Here is a 14,565-nt window from a genome sequence, read left to right as displayed (position 1 = left end):
GCACACCGCAGAGCCAAACTGTTGACCAGTCCCGCTCACCCAGGGCGCTTCGTTCCGCTTTACTCTAGCACATCCGTTTTGCGGTGTCAAGTCCGGCTCGCCGTACTTTGTCCCGTTTTACGGACACACAACGGCTCTTCCGGTAACCCGGTCGAGTGTCGTATGGTTTCGGCAGGACGTCCGCTGCGGCTCACTTCCGTGACCCGCGTGCCTCGTCCGCATCCCTGCCGGCTGTAAACTTTACCCGCTCCGCGTCCCGCATCCAAATCGACGTTGTCGACTGGCTGCCGTCCGCCTCGTGGGCATGACCTTCGGCCGGTCACCCGGTCGCTGGTCGTTTGGCTGCTCGGCAGGACGCCCGACGCATGTCGTCCGTTTCCCTGCCGGTCATCTACGTTACCCGGCTTCCCGATCTCCACCAAATCGATCACTCGCTTGGTGGTGTCCGTGGTCCGGTCGCGCAGAGCGCCACCGGGCAGGTGCCCCGTGGCGCTCGCAAAAGCTACGTGGAGTGCTGCGACAGAGTCAAATCGAGCCGAGCTCGACCCCGGCGAACGTCCGCTTCCCCTTGCGCAGCACCAGCAGCCCGCCGGCCAGGGCACGGTCGGCGGCCACGAGCTCCTCCGCGTCGCCCACCCGTTCGTTGTTCACGTAGGCACCGCCCTCCGCGACCGTCCTGCGTGCCTCGTTGCGGCTGCTGACGAGACCGGCGGCGATGAACAGGTCGGCAACGGACGTGCCAGGCGCCGCCCGTACCAACCCTGCTTCGGAAAGGGCGGCGCGCAAGGTCGACGCGGACAGCGATGTGAGCTCCCCGCGACCGAACAGCGCCTGCGACGCGGCGATCACCTGCTCGGTCTCGTGCGCGCCGTGCACGATGCGGGTGAGCTCCTCCGCGAGCCGCCGCTGGCCGATCCGCGCCGCGGGCCGATCCGCCGTCTCCTTCTCCAGGGCCTCGATCTCCTCCCTGGACAGGAACGTCAGCTTGCGCAGCAGCCCGCCGACCAGGTCGTCCTCGAGGTTCACGAAGTACTGGTACAGCGAGTACGGCGACGTCATCGACGCGTCCATCCACAGGCTCCCGCCGCCGGTGGACTTGCCGAGCTTCTCCCCCGCGCTGTTGACCAGCAACGGAGTGGCCAGCAGGTGCACCGACTCCCCGGCGACCCGGCGGATCAGGTCGGTGCCCGCGGTCAGGTTGCCCCACTGGTCGCTGCCACCGGTCTGCAGGCGGCACCCGTACCGCCGGAACAGCTCCAGGAAGTCCATCCCCTGCAGGATCTGGTAGCTGAACTCGGTGTAGCTGATCCCCGCGTCGGAGTTGAGTCGCGCGCTGACGGCGTCCTTGGTCAGCATCTTGTTCACCCGGAAGTGCTTGCCGACGTCGCGGAGGAAGTCGATCGCCGACATCGGCGCGGTCCAGTCCAGGTTGTTGACCATCCGCGCCGCGTTGTCGCCGGTGAAGTCCAGGAACGGCTCGATCTGCCCACGGATCCGCTCGACCCACTCCGCCACGGTGTCCGCGGAGTTGAGCTGGCGCTCGGCGGACGGACGGGGGTCGCCGATGAGGCCCGTCGCCCCGCCGACCAGCGCGAGGGGGCGGTGCCCGGCCAGCTGGAGGCGGCGCACGGTGATGATCTGCAGGAGGTTGCCGATGTGCAGGCTCGGCGCGGTCGGGTCGAACCCGCAGTAGTACGTCAGCGGCCCCTTCGCCATCTCGGCGCGCAACTCGTCGAGGTCCGTCGAGAGCGCGATCAGGCCACGCCACTGCAGATCATCAAGCACATCGGTCACGCCCGCGATTCTCGCACCCGCCCACTTCGGTGGCCCAACGCATTCCCGCCGGTGCTGTTCGTCGCGCCTGCGGCAGGTGTACGCCAGGTGCCTCGCCCACGGCACTCATCCGATCGTTCGCCGGAACTGTCGTAGCCGAACGCTAGGGTTGTCCCATGGCGGTTGTGAAGATCAACGCGATCGAAGTCCCTGACGGCGCGGGCCCGGAGCTGGAGCGCCGGTTCGGCGCCAGGCACGGCGCCGTGGAGGGGTCCAAGGGGTTCCTGGGCTTCGAGCTGCTGCGCCCGGTGGCCGGTGAGACCCGCTACTTCGTCTACACCCGGTGGGAGACCGAGGAGGACTTCCAGGCGTGGGCGAAGGGTCCCGCGCTCGAGGCGCACTCCGGCGAGCGGGCCAAACCGGTCGCGTCCGGCTCCAGCCTGCTGGAGTTCGAGGTCGTGCAGCACGCCGACCCGGCACCCGCCACCGAGGGCTGACCGTTGGAGCGCTTCGTCCTCTTCCCCGGACGGCACCATCTGCTGACCAGGTTCCAGGCGGACTACCTGCGTGGTCTCGCCGGCGCCGGCGGGCAGACGGTCGTGTGGGCGGTGACGAGCGCCAACCATCAGAACACCAAACGCAACCCCGTCGGCTATGACCGGCGGCAGGCGGCGATCGAGCGGTTCAGCGTCCAGGAGGGCCTGCGGTCCCTGGTCGTGCCGGTGTTCGACACCGCGCACACCGACCGGTTCGCCGGGGTCACCCTCAAGAGTGTCGAGTCGGTGCTCGGCCGGACGCTGACACCCCGGGACACGGTGGTGGCGTGTTCGACGCCCGAGGTCGCGGCGATGTATGCGGAGCTCGGGTTCACCATCGCCGGGGTCGAGGCCGAGCACGACCCGGTGCCGGACCGGCCGTGGGACGTGCTGCTGCGGCTCGCCGCCGGCGACCCGGCGTGGCGGGACCTGGCGCACCCGGCGAGCCTCGACCTCTACGACCGGTATCGGCTCGGCGAGCAGGTCGCCCAGGTCGTCAACGACCCGGTCGTCGGCGAGGAGGGTGGGCTCACCACCACCCGCGACTACCGCACCTACGCCGAGGCGTTCGAGGCGAGCGCGGAGCGCAAGTGGGACCTGGTGCGCCGGCACGTGCGTCCCGGCCGGATCGTCGACGTCGGCTGCGGCGCCGGCGCGGTCCTCGCCCTCGCCGACCGCGAGCCGTCGCTGCGGGAGAGCGACCTGATCGGCGTCGAGGTGGCCCGGCACCTGTTCGAGGAGTGCGTGCACCGCAAGGCCCAGGGCTGGTTCACCAACCCCAACGTGTATTTCTACTGCCGCAACGTGCTCGGTGGCGCCGTGTTCGCGCCGCGGTCGGTCGACACCACGCTGACGTTCGCGCTGACGCACGAGATCTGGTCCTACGGGCAGCGGATGACGTCACTGCGCCGCTTCGCCCAGGCCATCTATGACCACACGGTGCCCGGCGGCGTCTGGATCAACTCCGACGTCTGCGGCCCCGACAACCGCGACCTGCGGGTGCGGCTCGACCTGCAGGGCGCCGCCGGTGGCGCGCCCGCCGACCTGGCGGGTCTGTCCCGGGACGCGATCGCCGCCCTGGTCGAGGGCCTGCCGACGCGGGCCCGGCTCGACCGTTTCGCGGCCGACTTCCACTTCCCGCTGCCGTTCGACGCCCGCCCCGACGGCGCCGTCGACATCGCCCTCGGCGACGCGATGGAGTTCCTCACCCACAAGGACTATCCCGACAACTGGCTGTCCGAGGCACACGAGCAGTTCTGCGGTCTGGAGTTCGCGGACTGGAAGGCGCTGCTCACCGACGTCGGCTTCGAGGTCGACGGCGCGTCGCACTCGTGGCGCAACGACTGGATCGTCGAGCACCGCCTCGCCCCGGTCGCGCACCTGTCGTCCCAGGACGGCACACCACTGCCGTGGCCCGACACGCACGTGCTGCTGGTCGCCCGCCGCCCGCTCAACACCTGACCCCGGCGCGCCACCGCGGGGTTCCCGCCCCCGGCGCCCGGCTCGGTCCGTTCACTCACCATCCATCGGAGGTGGCTCACGTGAAAGCGCTGCAGTATTCCGAGTACGGTCCCTCGAGCGTCCTGCACGTCGTCGACGTCGCCGATCCCACGCCCGGTCCGGGCCAGATCCGGATCCGGGTGCGTGCCGTCGGCATCAACCCGTTCGACTGGAAGGTCCGCAGCGGCGCCTTCGGCGACACCACCCCGACCCGGCTGCCGGTCATCCCGCACGGCGACGTCTCGGGCGTCGTCGACGCCGTCGGGCCCGCCCTGCCGGCCGCCGACCCGGGCCGCTCTCCGGACGGCGGCTCTGCGGACGGCGGCTCTGCGGACGGCGGCTCTCAGGACGGCGGGTCGACGCCGCGGGTGGGTGACGAGGTGTTCGGGCTGGCCGCCGGTGGCGGCGCCGCCGAGTTCGCGGTGCTGAAACTGTGGGTGGCGAAGCCGGCGGGGATGCCGTTCGAGGAGGCCGCCGGCCTGCCCGGCGTCGTGGAGGCGGCCGGGCGGGCGCTCGCCCTGCTCGGCGTCGAGAAGGGCCAGACGGTCGTGGTCAACGGCGCCGCCGGTGGTGTCGGCATCGCCGCGACCCAGCTCGCCGTCGCCCGCGGCGCCACCGTCATCGGCACCGCCAGCGACCGCAACCACGACTTCCTGCGCTCACTCGGCGCCGTTCCCGTCACCTACGGTGAAGGCCTGGTCGACCGGGTCCGCGCCGCCGCGCCGCAGGGCGTGGACCTCGCCCTCGACACCGCGGGCCACGGCGCCGTCGCCGACCTGATCACCCTCACTGGCGTGCCCGCCGCCGTGGTCAGCCTCGCCGACTTCGACGCGCCGAAGCTCGGCGCCCGCGTCACCGACGGCTCGGAGGGCCGCGCCTGGCACACCCTGGACGAGGCCGCCGACCTGTACCGCCAGGGCCGCTTCACGATGCCGGTGGAGCGGACGTTCCCGCTCTCCGAAGCCGCCGCGGCGCACAACCTGAGCCAGTCCGGCCACGTCCGCGGCAAGGTCATCCTCATCCCCTGACCCGACCGTCACCGCACGCACGCTCCAGCGCGCCGGCCGTCCGACCTTCGAGCGGGCCACCCACAGCGCAGGCCCGGCCCCTGGGTCAGGTGCTCAGGTGCCGGGGAGCTCGACCGGTGCCGGATCGGGGCGTTTCGCGAAACGGTCGTCGCCGGACGAGCGGCCGCGCAGGTGGCGGCCCACCCACGGCAGCAGGTGCCGGCGGCCCCAGGCCAGTTCCGCGCGCAGCACCTCGTGCCGGCGTCGGGCCGGGGCGGACGGCAGCGGCAGCGTCCACGTGTCGTCGGTGCCGGGCAGGCCGACGGCGTGGGCGAGGGCGGCGGCGATGCGTTCGTGGCCGGCGGTGTTCGCGTGCAGCCGGTCGTCGCTCCACAGCCTCGGGTCGGACGCGACCGGATGCGCGCCGAGGTCGAGCAGGATCGCCCCGCTGTCGGCGCACGCCTTGCGGATCGCGGCGTTGAGGGCGACGACCCGGCCGCGCAGCGGCTTCGCGATCGGCATCACCGGCACCGGGTCGGGCAGCGTGAACGTGAGCACCGTCGCGCCCCGGGCGACCAGGGCCTCCTGCATCGCGAAGAGGTCGCCGGCGACGGCGGAGACGTCGAACGAGCCGCGCAGGATGTCGTTCATGCCGGCGACGACGGTGGCGAGGTCGGGTGCGAGGTCCAGCGCCGGGCGCAGCTGCTCGGCGCGGATGCGGGCGGTGGTGCGCCCGCGGATCGCCAGGTTCGCGTATTCGAGGGGGTGACCGGGCTGTGCCTGGGCGACGTGCCGGGCGAACCGGTCCGCCCAGCCGCGGTACCCACCGGCGCCGTCGGGGTCGTCCATGCCTTCGGTGGTGCTGTCGCCGATCGCCACGTAGCGGTGGAACATCAGGCACCCCGGCGGGCGTAGTCGTCGCGGGCGTCGAGGACCTCGGTCAGGTGTTCGGCGGCCCAGGCACGGCAGGCGTCCATGGCCGGGAAGAGGGTGCGGCCGAGCGGGGTCAGCGCGTAGTCGACCCGGGGCGGAACCTCGTCGTAGGCGGTGCGGGTGACCATGCCGTCGCGTTCGAGGGCGCGCAGGGTCTCGGCGAGGACCTTCGCGGAGACCCGGTGCAGCGGCACCCGCAGCTCGCTGAATCGGCGCGGGCCCTCCTCGAGGCAGACCAGCACCATCCCGGCCCACTTGTCGCCGATCTGGAACGGGGTGGCGTTCGACGGGCACGCGGGGTCGAACAGGTCGCGTGGCAGCGGCGAGATCACACCGCCGACCGTAACGCACGCCCCGGTTACGTTGCAGTTACCGACGTCTCCCGTTCTACGGTCCCTGCCATGACCTCTTTGGTGGTGTTCGGAGCGGGTGGACGGGCCGGTCGGCGGATCACGGCCGGGGCGCGGGAGCGAGGGCTGCGGGTGACTCCGGTCGTGCGGGATCCGGCCCGGCACACGGACGTGGAGGGTGCGGTCGCCGGGGACGTCACGGACGCGGACAGCGTCGCCGCCGTCGCCGCGGGCCACGACGTCGCGGTCAGCGCCATCTACACCGCGGACATCGACGCGACGAAGCTGTACGGCGACGGCACCCGCGCGCTGCTCGACGGCCTGGCCCGCGCCGGGGTCGGGCGGCTCCTCGTGGTGGGCGTCGCCTCGACCCTCGACGGGCCCGACGGGGTGAAGGTCTACGACAGCGCCGACTTCCCCGACGCATACCGGCCGTTCTCGCTCGCTCGCGCGGCCGAGGTGGCCGAGCTGGAGCGCGGACCGGTGGACTGGGTGCTGTTCACGCCCACGATGCAGCTGGTCGACGAGCCCGGCACCGGGTCGTACGCGATCACCGCGGACGGGCGGCTCGTCGACGGGACCACGACCTACGCGGACCTGGCGGTGGCGATGCTGGACGAGGCGGTGTCCCCCAAGCACCACCGCGCCCAGCTCACCGTCCGGAGTCAGACCGCGTTCTGATACGTCCGGAACGTCCGCGTCGACAGCCACACCATGGCCGCGGCGAGGGCGAGCAGACCGCCGCCGGCGACCAGGTCGGGTGACTCGCGTCCCGACTGGAGCGCCCAGTTGACCGGGTTGCCGGCGGCGATCGCCTGCATCCAGCCCGGCATCAGGCTCCTGGCGATGAACGCCGAGGACAGGAACGTCAGCGGCAGCAGCAGCAACGTGTTGAGCCCGATGATCGTCTCCCGTTGCCGGACCAGCATGCCGACCGTGTTGGAGAACGCGCTGAACACGGTGCCGAGCAGCACCGACGCGACGATCAGCAGGACCCCGGGAAAGCTCGCGCCGGCCGCCATGCCGAGCAACGCGATGATCAGCGACTGCACGGCGGTGCTGAGGGCCTGCTCGATGACAGCGGCGTTGAGGATCGCGCCGCGGCTGACCGGGGTGATCAGGAACCGGTTCATGGTGCCGCGGTCGATCTCCTCCAGCACGCCCATGCCGGACCACATGTTGGACGACACGGCGCTCATCACGATCACGCCCGGCACCAGGTAGTCCAGGTAGCTGCCGGTGCCGAAACCGGGCAGCTCGACGACCCGCCGGAACAGGTTGCCGAACAGGAACAGCCAGATCGCCGGCTGGATGAGCATGATGAACAGGAACGCGGGCAGCCGGATGAGCGCCCGCAACCGCCGCGCCGTCAACCAGAACGTGCCGCTCATGCCGCCACCTCCGCTGCGCTCCGGCGCCGACCTGAGCCAAACACTGCAATCCCGGTGAGCAGCCCTCCGCTGCGCTCCTGGCCGCTCACGCCGCCACCTCCGCAGCGATGCGCTGGCCGGCGTGCTTGAGGTACACGTCGTCCAGGGAAGGCCGGGCGACGGTCACGCTCGTGACCGGCAGCCCCGCGGTCTCCAGGGCCGCGAGGACCCCCGGCACCGCGGCCGCTCCGTCGTCGGCGCGCGCGGACAGCCGCCGCTGGTCGACGGAGACGTCACGCAGCCCCGGCAGCGCCGTCACCACCCGCACCGCGTCGAGGGCCTCGTGCGTCTCCCGCAGCTCCAGGTGCACGGCGTCGCCCCGCAACTCGGCCTTGAGCTGCGCAGGTGTGCCCTGCGTGACGATCCGGCCGCCGGCGACGATCGCGACCCGGTCGGCGAGCCGGTCGGCCTCGTCCAGGTAGTGGGTCGTCAGCAGGATCGCGAGGTCGGCGCCGGCGAGGCGGGCGATCTCCGTCCACAGCCTGGCGCGGCCCTCCGGGTCGAGGCCGGTGGTCGGCTCGTCGAGGAACAGCACGGCCGGGCGGTGCACCAGGCCGAGCGCGATGTCGAGGCGGCGTTGCATGCCGCCGGACCAGCCGCGGACGGCGCGGTGCTGGGCGTCGGCGACGCCGACCGTCTCGAGCAGTTCGTCGACGCGGCGGCGCAGCGTCGCGCCCCGCATCCCGAAGAGGTGGCCCTGCAGCATCAGGTTTTCCCGGCCGGACGCGGCCGGGTCCAGGCCGGAGCGCTGCGAGACGACGCCGATGACGCGGCGCACCCGCTCGGGGTGGCGCAACACGTCGTGGCCGCCGACGCTCGCGGTGCCCGAGTCGGGCCGGGCGAGCGTGGTGAGGATCTTGACGGTGGTCGACTTGCCGGCCCCGTTCGGGCCGAGCAGGCCGAGCACCTCCCCGGGTTCGACGGTCAGCGACAGCCGGTCGAGTGCCGTGACGCCCTTGGGGTACGTCTTGACGAGTTCGTGTGCCGTGACGGCAGCGGACATGGTGGTCTCCGGTTCCGTGGGTCGGGACCGGTCCTGCGGGAGTTCGCTATCCTGGCGGTTGCACACACCTTCGCCGGGCTCGTTCCCGCGGGATCGGTCGAGGTCAGGCCCCGGCCCGGTGTTCCCGCACCGGACCGGGGCCTTCTGCGTGGTCAGGGATCCATGAACGCCTCGACGTCCAGCTCTCCCGTGTCGTGGTAGTTGCGCCAGGCGGCCATGCCCGGCAGGGTGCCGGCCCGCAGCTCGGCCAGGAGCCCGCGCAGCCAGTCGACCTCCGCCTGCTCGAGCGCGATCGAATACTCGGTCTCGATCAGGAAGATCCTCGGCACCACGTCCTGGGTCCTGGCCAGGTCGGCCCGGTCCCCGGCGAGCCGCCGGTCCAGGACGGCGATGCGCTGCCCGATGAGGTCGATCACCTCGTCGGGTGGGAGCACGCCGAGGACGGACAGGGCCGTCTTGAGCCTCGGGAACTCCCGCTCGGGGACACCGACGATCTCGCGGAGCCAGTCGAGGGCCTCCTCGTGGCCGGCCTGGGTCAGCTGATACACCGTGCGCTCCGGCCGGCGACCTTCCCGGGTCGTCTCCGCCGCCTCGATGAATCCGTGCTTCTCCAGGTTCTGCACGACGGTGTACAGCGAACCCCACTGGATCTTGAGGTCCTGCTCCTTGCCGCGGCCACGCAGCTCGGTGGCCATCTCGTAGGGGTGCATGGGCCGCTCGACCAGCATGGCGAGCAGCTGGAGGCCGAGCAGGTTGCCGACCTTGCGCCGCTTCGCCATGCCCCACCTCCGATGCTCGCCGCCGTTTACTCGTCCACGAGCATACGCGGACGAGTGCACGGCCACAACGTCACGAGTGCGCGAACGCCTCGAACCGCTCGATCACACCGGACAGGTCGTCCTGGACCGCCTCGCTGCGCTCGTCCCCGACGGCGGTCTCGAGGCGCCAGCGGCGCTGACCGGGCACGTACGTCACCCGGATCGAGGATCCGTCCCCGCGCCACAGCACCGCCGACGGGTTGTCGGCGTCGAGCCGCCCCAGGAACTCGCGGATGTCGTCGCCGGTCGGGTGGTGCGCGAGCGAGCCGTCGTCGGTCGACAGCCGCGGCACCGGCACCCGCAGCAGCCGGCGCGGCTGCCACAGCGCCGCGGGCTGGTGCCGGCCGGGCCGCTGGAAGCACAGCAGCTCGCACTCGTCGGCGAGCTTGTGCACCAGGTCCAGCGCCTCCTGCGGCGTGTCCGGCCGCAGGCTCAGCAGCACGTGCGTGTCCGCCGCGACGACCGGCCCCGCCCACCACGCCGCCTCGATCCCGGCGAGCACCTCACGGTGGAACCGCTCGACCCCCGGATCGGCCGCGGCCCATCCCGTGTCACCGCGCCGCAGCGCCTCGAACCGGTCGACGCCCTGCTCAACGGTGATCGGCCGGCTCTCGAACCAGACACCGACCTCGATCACTTCTGCCATGGAAGACCACCGTACGGAACCGCCAAAAACCGGCGCAACTCAGCCACGCAGAGTCTCCGGTCGATCACCCGGTCATCCGGCTCCCGATCCGGTTCCGGCGGAGCTCCGCAGCGTGATCAGGTCGGCGAGCCCGGTCGCGTCCGGCGTGGCGAACGGCAGCACCCCGCCGTCGTGCAGCACCACCTCCACGACGTCGAAGGGCAGTACGCCGGCCCTGCCCCAGTCAGTCATCCGGGTCGGCCCGGCCTGCCGCACCGCCGCGATGTCCGTCCACGAGACCAGGATCGGGGCCTGGCCCGCACCGCCGCCCGGATCAGCACCGCCGGCGCCCGGCGGGCCCGCCCCGGTCCGTCCCGCGGTGGGCCGGGCCGGGCCCGGGGGTGCCGCACCATGACGGGGCGTGGGCCGGGCCGGCGCCCGCCGCGCCGTGGCGTGGCGCACCGCGGCCCGGCGCCGGGCCGCGACCCGGCGCAGTCGTGATCGGCGCAACTCGACCAGGAGCCCGAGCGGTTGCGGGGCCAGGCACACCGGTACACCCGCACCGAACAGGAACGCCGAGCCGACGCCGAACTCCCACAGCCCGGCGGCACAGTCCAGTGCCAGGTGCCCGTCCCACACCTGGGCCCCGCCCACGTTCGCCGCCCGCTGCCGGCGCCGGCTCCACCACTGCCCGACCAGCACCGGTGCGACCAGGCCGGCGCACACGGCGGCGAACAGCGCGATCGCCTTCCACAACCCGGCGAGCAGCAGCGCGACCGGGACCGCCAGGACGAGAGCGGCCCACCACGGACGCCCCCGGCCCCCCACCCCGCCATGGTGACGCACGCCGGACCGCACCCGACCTCGGCGAACGCTCCCGCCCCGGCCACCTCACGCCAAATACCGCCCGAGGTTTGTGCCCAGCCGCGCGCGGCGCGAGGATGGGCCATGCTCTCGACCCGGGTCACCCAGCCGACGGCACCGCCCACCACCCCGTCGACGCTGCCGCCGGCGCGGGGCGTGGCCGGGGCGCGGCGGGTGCGGTTCGTGCTCAGCGCCGTCGTCGCGGGCCTCGCCGCGCTCGTCCTGGCCGGGTGCGGGTCCGGGGACCAGGGCACCGCCCAGCCCGCCCAGCCCGCCCAGCCCGCCCCGTCGGGCAGCGCCTCGGCCGGACTCGGTGCGACCTCCGCGGCGGCCAGCCCCTCACCGTCGGTCGCGACGACGGTCGCGGTGCCGGCCGGCGTGACCGCGGGGATCGTGATCTTCGACCGGCAGTCGGGGACGTTCGTGATGCAGCAGAAGGCGAGCTGGCGGTTCAGGTCGGCGTCGCTGGTGAAGCTGCTGATCGCGCTGGACTACTTCTGGGACCGGGGGCCGTCCTACACGGTGCCGGCGGCGGACCGGCCGAAGCTCGACATCATGCTGCGCAGCAGCGACGACACGGCCGCGACCGGGTTCTGGAAGGCCCGCGGGCAGCGGGAGATCGTGACCCGGATGGTGCAGCGGCTGGCGCTGCAGGACACCGCACCACCGCCGGCGAACCAGCCGGGTTACTGGGGGTACACCGCCGTGAGCGCGGGTGACCTGGTGCGGGTGTACCAGTACATCCTCGACAAGGCGCCGGCGCCGGTGCGCGAGGTCATCATGGGCGACCTGCACGGGTCGACGAAGTGCGGGACGGACCGGTACGACCAGTCGTTCGGCATCCCGGGTTCGTTCCGGAAACCGTGGTCGGCGAAGCAGGGCTGGTCCGGGTTCGGCGACAACCCGGCGACACCGTGCGTGGCCGACGCGTCCCTGCCCGATGCCGGGCAGGCACAGTTCGTGGACGCCGCCGCGCCGAACCAGCCGGACATGAGCGGCGAGGTCCTGCACACCACGGGCACGGTCGGTGACGGCGACCGGTACATCGTGGCGGTGCTGTCGGTGCATCCGAACGGGACGCAGTTCGCGAAGGCGGCCGCGACGTTGACGAAACTGACCAGGTCGCTGCCGCTGCCCGCCGCGGTCAAGGCCGGCTGAACGGACCCGTGACGCCGGCGCCGGGGTACCGCTGAACGCGCGGCGCACCGCGTCGTCGAGGTGGACCGTTACCCACCGGGCGGGAATTCCCGCGCGGGGCATGTCGAGCGACGCCCGCCGGCACCGACCTGTCCTCAGAAGGCACCGACGCTGAAGGAGTGACGTTTCCGTGAAGTACCTGCTGCTGATCCACATGAACCCGGACGTCTGGGCGACGCTGACGCAGACCGACGTGGACGAGGTGATGGCCGGGCACGACCGGTTCATCACGACGATCACCGAGTCGGGAGAGATGGTGAGCACCCTCGCCCTGGCCGATCCGAAGGAGAGCGCGGTCGTCCGGATCAGGGCCGGGGCGGAGACGGTGACCGACGGGCCGTACGTGGAGGCCAAGGAGTTCCTCGCCGGCTTCTACCTGGTTGAGTGCGAGACGAAGGAGCGCGCGGTGGAGCTCGCCGCGATGATCCCGGACGCGAAGTGGAACGCGATCGAGGTCCGCCCGATCGTGTTCAGCCAGTAGGCACACACCGTCACCACTTCGATCCGCTGCGAACGGGGCGGCCGTTTCTGTCGGTCGCCCTCCGTAGAATCGCCGCGTGGACAGCACCGTGGGGGTTGAGACGACCGGACCGGCACTCGAGGTCTTGAGACGGGTGTTCGGCTATGACACGTTCCGGGGCAGCCAGCAGGAGATCATCGAGCACGTCGTCGGCGGCGGCGACGCGCTGGTCCTCATGCCGACCGGCGGCGGCAAGTCACTGTGCTACCAGATCCCGGCGCTGGTGCGCGACGGCACCGGTGTGGTCGTGTCGCCGCTGATCGCGCTGATGCAGGACCAGGTGGACGCGCTGACCGCGCTGGGGGTGCGGGCCGGGTTCATCAACTCGACGCTCGACCTCGACAGTCGCCGGGCGGTCGAGGCCTCGTTCGTCGGCGGGCAGCTGGACCTGCTGTATCTCGCGCCGGAGGCACTCGCGTCGCCGGGGACGATGCGGCTGCTGGAGCGGGGAAGGATCGCGCTGTTCGCGATCGACGAGGCGCACTGCGTGTCGCAGTGGGGGCACGACTTCCGGCCCGACTACCTCAACCTCTCGGTGCTGCACGAGCGGTGGCCGGACGTGCCACGGATCGCGCTGACGGCGACGGCGACGACGTCCACGCACAAGGAGATCGGCACCCGGCTGGGGCTGACCGGCGCGCGCCACTTCGTGTCGAGCTTCGACCGGCCCAACATCCAGTATCGGATCGTGCCGAAGCAGGACCCGCGGCGGCAGCTGCTGGAGCTGCTGCGCACGGAGCACCGCGGCGACGCCGGCATCGTCTACTGCCTGTCGCGCTCCAGCGTGGAGAAGGTCGCGGAGTTCCTGAAGGACAACGGCGTGCCCGCGCTGCCGTATCACGCGGGGCTCGACGCGCGGGTCAGGGCGGACAACCAGTCGCGGTTCCTGCGGGAGGACGGCCTCGTCATGGTCGCGACGATCGCGTTCGGGATGGGCATCGACAAGCCCGACGTGCGCTTCGTCGCGCACCTGGACCTGCCGAAGTCGGTGGAGGGCTACTACCAGGAGACGGGCCGGGCCGGGCGGGATGGCCTGCCGTCCAACGCGTGGCTGGCCTATGGGCTGCAGGACGTGGTCCAGCAGCGCAAGATGATCGAGGGGTCCGAGGGCGACGCCGCGCACCGGCGGGGGCTGGGCCGGCACCTCGACGCGATGCTGGCGCTGTGCGAGACGGTGGAGTGCCGGCGGGTGCAGCTGCTGGCCTACTTCGGGCAGCAGAGCGGACCGTGCGGCAACTGCGACACGTGCCTGAGCCCGCCGGAGTCCTGGGACGGCACAGTGCCGGCGCAGAAGCTGCTGTCGACGGTGTTCCGGCTGCAGAAGGAGCGCAACCAGAAGTTCGGCGCGGGGCAGTGCATCGACATCCTGCTGGGCAAGAAGACCGACAAGGTCGTGCAGTGGCACCACGACGAGCTGACGGTGTTCGGGGTCGGCGCCGACCTGCGGGAGGCCGAATGGCGAGCGGTGGTGCGGCAGTTGCTCGCGCAGGGGCTGCTCGCGGTCGAGGGTGACTACGGCACGTTGGTGCTCACCGACGACAGCGCGGAGGTGCTCGGCCGGCGGCGGCAGGTGATGCTGCGCCGTGAGCCCGAGCGGCCCGTGTCGGCGGCGAAGGTCGCGAAGCAGCGCAGCGCGGCCGCCGCGACGGAGCTGCCGGCGCAGGCGGCGCCGCTGTTCGAGCGGCTGCGTGCGTGGCGTTCGGCGACGGCGAAGGAGCTGAGCGTCCCGGCGTATGTCATCTTCCACGACGCGACGCTGCGGCAGATCGCCACGGAGGCCCCGACGACGCTCGCGCAGCTGTCGACGATCAGCGGTGTCGGGGAGAACAAGCTCGCCAAGTTCGGTCAGCAGGTCCTCGACGCCCTCGGCGACCCGGAGCCGGCGTGATCGGCGCCGCCGCCCGCGCCTCCGGGTAGGCCGTCACCCGAGCCGCTCCAGGACGGCACGGCCGGGCAGACCGGCACCCGACCCGCTCCAGGACGGCACGGCCGGGCAGGCCGACACCCGG

At 72.1% G+C, this 14,565-nt stretch carries 15 protein-coding genes; 7 read left to right on the top strand and 8 right to left on the bottom strand.

All coding sequences use genetic code 11. The features are described 5' to 3' along the window. Window positions 1-525: 525 nt before the first annotated feature. Window positions 526-1,794 (bottom strand): tyrosine--tRNA ligase, encoded by a 1,269-nt coding sequence (tyrS, locus tag Dsi01nite_RS32135; RefSeq protein WP_203850068.1) that lies wholly within the window; start codon window positions 1,792-1,794, stop codon window positions 526-528. A gap of 155 nt (window positions 1,795-1,949) precedes the next feature. Here tyrS and Dsi01nite_RS32130 point away from each other — a divergent pair, with 155 nt between their 5' ends. The 3 genes from Dsi01nite_RS32130 to Dsi01nite_RS32120 all read left to right on the top strand — a co-directional run bounded on the left by Dsi01nite_RS32130 (window position 1,950) and on the right by Dsi01nite_RS32120 (window position 4,837). After that, the gene (locus Dsi01nite_RS32130; RefSeq protein ID WP_203850067.1) at window positions 1,950-2,270 is read left to right on the top strand and encodes an antibiotic biosynthesis monooxygenase family protein; all 321 of its coding nucleotides are present in this window, start codon (window positions 1,950-1,952) and stop codon (window positions 2,268-2,270) included. Between the two features lie 3 nt (window positions 2,271-2,273). Then, window positions 2,274-3,770, top strand: coding sequence for a class I SAM-dependent methyltransferase (locus Dsi01nite_RS32125; protein ID WP_203850066.1), 1,497 nt, complete (start codon window positions 2,274-2,276; stop codon window positions 3,768-3,770). Between the two features lie 80 nt (window positions 3,771-3,850). Then, entirely contained in the window at window positions 3,851-4,837 is a 987-nt protein-coding gene (locus Dsi01nite_RS32120) for an NADP-dependent oxidoreductase (protein ID WP_203850065.1), read from the top strand. 93 nt (window positions 4,838-4,930) lie between these two features. Here the strand turns inward: Dsi01nite_RS32120 and Dsi01nite_RS32115 are convergent, their stop codons facing one another. Together Dsi01nite_RS32115 and Dsi01nite_RS32110 are read right to left on the bottom strand one after the other, a co-directional pair. Then, on the bottom strand, window positions 4,931-5,710 hold the full coding sequence (locus Dsi01nite_RS32115; RefSeq protein WP_239136325.1) for an SGNH/GDSL hydrolase family protein: 780 nt from the start codon (window positions 5,708-5,710) through the stop codon (window positions 4,931-4,933). Continuing rightward, on the bottom strand, window positions 5,710-6,081 hold the full coding sequence (locus Dsi01nite_RS32110) for a winged helix-turn-helix transcriptional regulator (RefSeq protein ID WP_239136324.1): 372 nt from the start codon (window positions 6,079-6,081) through the stop codon (window positions 5,710-5,712). Before Dsi01nite_RS32110 ends, Dsi01nite_RS32115 begins: the two co-directional genes overlap by 1 nt. A gap of 69 nt (window positions 6,082-6,150) precedes the next feature. Between Dsi01nite_RS32110 and Dsi01nite_RS32105 the strand changes: the two genes are divergently transcribed. After that, entirely contained in the window at window positions 6,151-6,780 is a 630-nt protein-coding gene (locus Dsi01nite_RS32105) for an NAD(P)-dependent oxidoreductase (RefSeq protein WP_203850064.1), read from the top strand. Here the strand turns inward: Dsi01nite_RS32105 and Dsi01nite_RS32100 are convergent. The 5 genes from Dsi01nite_RS32100 to Dsi01nite_RS32080 all read right to left on the bottom strand — a co-directional run bounded on the left by Dsi01nite_RS32100 (window position 6,765) and on the right by Dsi01nite_RS32080 (window position 10,803). Then, window positions 6,765-7,490 (bottom strand): ABC transporter permease, encoded by a 726-nt coding sequence (locus Dsi01nite_RS32100; protein WP_203850063.1) that lies wholly within the window; start codon window positions 7,488-7,490, stop codon window positions 6,765-6,767. The two genes, Dsi01nite_RS32105 and Dsi01nite_RS32100, sit on opposite strands and share 16 nt — an antisense overlap. A gap of 85 nt (window positions 7,491-7,575) precedes the next feature. After that, window positions 7,576-8,532, bottom strand: coding sequence for an ABC transporter ATP-binding protein (locus Dsi01nite_RS32095; RefSeq protein ID WP_203850062.1), 957 nt, complete (start codon window positions 8,530-8,532; stop codon window positions 7,576-7,578). Window positions 8,533-8,684: 152 nt separating this feature from the next. Beyond that, window positions 8,685-9,311: a PadR family transcriptional regulator gene (locus tag Dsi01nite_RS32090; protein ID WP_203850061.1), complete on the bottom strand. Its 627-nt coding sequence runs from the start codon at window positions 9,309-9,311 to the stop codon at window positions 8,685-8,687. 70 nt (window positions 9,312-9,381) lie between these two features. After that, on the bottom strand, window positions 9,382-9,996 hold the full coding sequence (locus Dsi01nite_RS32085) for a hypothetical protein (protein ID WP_203850060.1): 615 nt from the start codon (window positions 9,994-9,996) through the stop codon (window positions 9,382-9,384). 72 nt (window positions 9,997-10,068) lie between these two features. Then, window positions 10,069-10,803: a hypothetical protein gene (locus tag Dsi01nite_RS32080; RefSeq protein ID WP_203850059.1), complete on the bottom strand. Its 735-nt coding sequence runs from the start codon at window positions 10,801-10,803 to the stop codon at window positions 10,069-10,071. A gap of 120 nt (window positions 10,804-10,923) precedes the next feature. On the opposite strand from Dsi01nite_RS32080, the gene Dsi01nite_RS32075 reads away from it, so the two are divergent. The 3 genes from Dsi01nite_RS32075 to recQ all read left to right on the top strand — a co-directional run bounded on the left by Dsi01nite_RS32075 (window position 10,924) and on the right by recQ (window position 14,444). Beyond that, window positions 10,924-11,997 carry a hypothetical protein gene (locus tag Dsi01nite_RS32075; RefSeq protein WP_203850058.1) on the top strand — a complete coding sequence of 358 codons (1,074 nt, stop codon included), beginning with the start codon at window positions 10,924-10,926 and terminating at the stop codon, window positions 11,995-11,997. Between the two features lie 169 nt (window positions 11,998-12,166). Then, window positions 12,167-12,517: a YciI family protein gene (locus tag Dsi01nite_RS32070; protein WP_203850057.1), complete on the top strand. Its 351-nt coding sequence runs from the start codon at window positions 12,167-12,169 to the stop codon at window positions 12,515-12,517. Between the two features lie 88 nt (window positions 12,518-12,605). Next, on the top strand, window positions 12,606-14,444 hold the full coding sequence (gene recQ, locus Dsi01nite_RS32065) for a DNA helicase RecQ (RefSeq protein WP_203850069.1): 1,839 nt from the start codon (window positions 12,606-12,608) through the stop codon (window positions 14,442-14,444). Window positions 14,445-14,565 lie beyond the last annotated feature (121 nt).

The organism is Dactylosporangium siamense (genome assembly GCF_016862795.1).
GTDB classification, from domain to species: domain Bacteria; phylum Actinomycetota; class Actinomycetes; order Mycobacteriales; family Micromonosporaceae; genus Dactylosporangium; species Dactylosporangium siamense.
Note: the sequence above shows the minus strand (reverse complement) of the source record. Positions and strands in the feature narration are given on the sequence as shown.

Excerpts from the sequence above, each read along its gene's own strand:
- Dsi01nite_RS32130 (WP_203850067.1), top strand. The coding sequence starts at position 1,950 with ATGGCGGTTGTGAAGATCAACGCGATCGAAGTCCCTGACGGCGCGGGC.
- Dsi01nite_RS32115 (WP_239136325.1), bottom strand. The coding sequence starts at position 5,710 with ATGTTCCACCGCTACGTGGCGATCGGCGACAGCACCACCGAAGGCATG.
- Dsi01nite_RS32105 (WP_203850064.1), top strand. The coding sequence starts at position 6,151 with ATGACCTCTTTGGTGGTGTTCGGAGCGGGTGGACGGGCCGGTCGGCGG.
- Dsi01nite_RS32100 (WP_203850063.1), bottom strand. The coding sequence starts at position 7,490 with ATGAGCGGCACGTTCTGGTTGACGGCGCGGCGGTTGCGGGCGCTCATC.
- Dsi01nite_RS32095 (WP_203850062.1), bottom strand. The coding sequence starts at position 8,532 with ATGTCCGCTGCCGTCACGGCACACGAACTCGTCAAGACGTACCCCAAG.
- Dsi01nite_RS32090 (WP_203850061.1), bottom strand. The coding sequence starts at position 9,311 with ATGGCGAAGCGGCGCAAGGTCGGCAACCTGCTCGGCCTCCAGCTGCTC.
- Dsi01nite_RS32085 (WP_203850060.1), bottom strand. The coding sequence starts at position 9,996 with ATGGCAGAAGTGATCGAGGTCGGTGTCTGGTTCGAGAGCCGGCCGATC.
- Dsi01nite_RS32075 (WP_203850058.1), top strand. The coding sequence starts at position 10,924 with ATGCTCTCGACCCGGGTCACCCAGCCGACGGCACCGCCCACCACCCCG.